General features: G+C 40.2%; 1 protein-coding gene and 2 pseudogenes. 1 reads left to right on the forward strand and 2 read right to left on the reverse strand.

The window, feature by feature from the left end:
- Positions 1 to 376, forward strand: a pseudogene (locus tag AFK68_RS36250) (hypothetical protein); the annotation flags it as partial.
- Positions 377 to 1,157: 781 nt separating this feature from the next.
- Here AFK68_RS36250 and AFK68_RS03645 read toward each other — a convergent pair.
- Positions 1,158 to 2,138, reverse strand: coding sequence for a transketolase C-terminal domain-containing protein (locus tag AFK68_RS03645; protein WP_246843977.1), 981 nt, complete (start codon positions 2,136 to 2,138; stop codon positions 1,158 to 1,160).
- A 134-nt stretch (positions 2,139 to 2,272) separates the two neighbouring features.
- Positions 2,273 to 2,888, reverse strand: a pseudogene (locus AFK68_RS03650) (transketolase); the annotation flags it as partial.
- Positions 2,889 to 2,928: the final 40 nt, after the last annotated feature.

Consider the following 2,928-nt stretch of genomic DNA (forward strand, 5'->3'; position numbering starts at 1 on the left):
TGAGGAAGAATGGATTGGATTTAATTTAGGAATTTATGCCTGGACTTTTCAAACTTATTTGCGTTTACAAGCTGATGGTTTTCCTTGTAAATTAGTTAGTGAACTGCCATCTGAAGGAATAATTATTTTTCATCATCAAGCCCTAGAAGCTCATAAAACACCGATTAAACCAGGAAAAAATCAACTATTTATTTTCCTCAAAGCTGAATCAAAGTATTATGGTTATGCTCAACTTCATATAGTACAAAATCCCACAGAAGTGCAGAAACTAAAAGACAGTTATTATCTGCCTCACTGGCCACAACCAGGGTTAATTCAAAATGACTCCGAAAACGTTAATATAGGGTGCAAAAATTTATACTTTTTCTACGGATGAATAAATCTCAAAAAAACTTATTTTGAACAGGTATCAGTGCTTAAGCAATTATAACTATTGACAAATTCCTTTTAATAGTATCCAAAAACTGCTCTTCAAAATTAAATATCTCAGTAACGCTCAAAAATAGTTAATCATGTATTCCTGTCATCTGTGCTGGAAAAGTTTACCAACTTAGGTAATTAAATCCAAATTATTTAGTCATAGCAAGTCCGCAGCGACTGGAACGGAGTGGCAGGAAGCAATCTCAAAGGTGGCGCGAGATTGCTTCCTATCGTCGCAATGACAATTTTCGGTAGTGCGTCAAGGAAGTGTGGGGAGACCTCCCTTCCAGCAAGGAGGAATAATTGTAGGGTGTATCTTTATTGGGAAGTGTCAGCCACCTGTCCTAACTTTTTGGTTGCTCAACCTTTNTCCCTTCCAGCAAGGAGGAATAATTGTAGGGTGTATCTTTATTGGGAAGTGTCAGCCACCTGTCCTAACTTTTTGGTTGCTCAACCTTTATATCTCAGAGCTTTTAGACCATTATTGGCCAGCCCTACGGAACTTATCCCACACTTTGCTGATGCACAACCCAATTGTCAGACGGATTCTAATCAGTTATAAAAAGATCAAATTGTAGAGACACTCCATAGAACGTCTCTCCTAGCTATCCTTTTTTTCCCAGTATTGATTAAAGAAACAGGACTTACGCATGAGGTACGAAAAACGCGGATTTGAGATTGCTGCCCTATCCGTCGCAATGACGGAAATACGTTCTACTGCGTAAGTCCTAAGAAAATTATTTAACTAACTCCTTAACCTTACCCATAATACCTTCAGGACCAATACCTTGATGAGGGAACTGTTCCCAAAGACCGCCACAACCTTCCTTATGAGTAGCAATATAAGCAAACTTCGGAGTCATACCACGTTCTAATAACCAAGAACCGAAACGACTACCCAAACCAGTACGACGGTTGAAAGCTTCAACTACCAAAACAAAAGGAGCAGCACCTACCTTTTTCAACATATCCTCGTCAATTACATTCAGAGTCGGTTTATTAATCAAACCAACATCTATTCCCTCCTGCTTCAGACGTTCCACTGCATCAAGAGAACGATACAACGCATCACCAAAACTCACAATATAACCAGCAGTACCTTCCCGAATAACCTCATCTTTGCCAGGAGTAAACTTGTAACCTTCGCCAAAAAATTCTTTACCATCACTGTCAACCATAATAGGCACTTTCGAGCGAGTCGAAAAAATAAAGCGCATACCAGTTTGAGTAAACACTGCCTCAACACAAGCTTTCATTTGATTAGCATCTGCTGGGAAATATAGGCGAGTTTCATAACCATCATCCAGACCATTGTCGGCAAACATATTGTTTAAACCGAAGTGACAAGTATTATCTGCCATGTCATCTATACCCGCGTGGGAGAAATGGCATAAAACGTTAGAGTTATTTAACCGGGCCATTGTAATTTCCGAGATGCACATTTCTAGGAAAGCACTGAAAGTTGCAAAAATACCTTGCTTACCAACTTCCATGCCAAACCCAGCAGCAGCAGAAAAATTACCTCGTTCCATAATACCGCCACTAACAAACCGATCTGGGTAAGCATCGTGAATTTGTTTCAGTCCGCAGGAACCTTCCAAGTCACTGTCAACAAATAAGTGGTTCCCACGTTCTGCCTCACTCATGCCATTGAGAATAGATACCACAGTATCGCCGAAGACGTTGCGGTTGGAACCAACTTTGTCACTAACACCCAAGTAAGTGTAGCTTTGCTTAGGTTTTTCAATAGCTTCAAGATAGTTAACTGCTTCAGTTATGCCTCTACCCTGAGATACTCGATCGCCAACTTTAAAGGAATTACATCATGTCCGTGGGTAGAACCTTCTAAACNAACCTTCCAAGTCACTGTCAACAAATAAGTGGTTCCCACGTTCTGCCTCACTCATGCCATTGAGAATAGATACCACAGTATCGCCGAAGACGTTGCGGTTGGAACCAACTTTGTCACTAACACCCAAGTAAGTGTAGCTTTGCTTAGGTTTTTCAATAGCTTCAAGATAGTTAACTGCTTCAGTTATGCCTCTACCCTTGAGATACTCGATCGCCAACTTTAAAGGAATTACATCATGTCCGTGGGTAGAACCTTCTAAACCTTCTATGCCTGGGCACATTTTCCGCTTATTAATTATAGCGATCGGACCTTCAGTTGTAACTGCTTGACAAATTCTTTGGTAAAGACTATCTAAATCTTCTCCATCTCCTTCAAGTACAGTCAGACCGTGACCTGTGAGAGTTTTATTCAGGTCATAACCCTTCAAATAGCTAGAAGGATGACCAGCAATAGTCACATCATTATCATCAATCAGCAATTTAACATTAAGATTTTGTGCTACTGCCATTCTCGCAGCTTCAGCATCATTACCTTCTTGTTGAGAACCATCAGAACCAAGGCAAAATACTACTTTATTAGGATTTGCCATTGCCACACCATTGATGTAAGGCCACATATGTCCTAATCTTCCAGAACTGAATTTTACTCCTGGGGTA

This window comes from Hydrocoleum sp. CS-953, from assembly GCF_002260545.1.
Lineage (GTDB): Bacteria > Cyanobacteriota > Cyanobacteriia > Cyanobacteriales > Microcoleaceae > Trichodesmium.